This is a genomic window from Streptomyces sp. CBMA123 (assembly GCF_014596465.1).
Taxonomy (GTDB): Bacteria; Actinomycetota; Actinomycetes; order Streptomycetales; family Streptomycetaceae; genus Kitasatospora.
In genome coordinates, this window is record NZ_MECK01000597.1 from 1 (window position 1) to 233 (window position 233).

Annotated in this window: 1 protein-coding gene; it reads right to left on the reverse strand. The window is 74.2% G+C overall.

Annotated features, from left to right (window positions below; all coding sequences use genetic code 11):
- Positions 1 to 233, reverse strand: a 233-nt coding sequence (locus tag BG452_RS47420) for a hypothetical protein (protein WP_411293086.1), incomplete at both ends; no start/stop codon positions are given.

Genomic DNA, 233 nt, shown 5'->3' on the forward strand with positions numbered 1-233 from the left:
CCCGCTCGGGCGGTTTCAACCGTGACGACCGCGGCGACCGCGGCCCCCGCTCGGGTGGCTTCAACCGTGACGACCGTGGTGGCTTCGGTGCCGGCCGTGACCGTGACGACCGTGGCGCCCGCTCGGGCGGTTTCAACCGTGACGACCGCGGCGACCGCGGCCCCCGCTCGGGTGGCTTCAACCGTGACGACCGTGGTGGCTTCGGTGCCGGCCGTGACCGTGACGACCGTGGC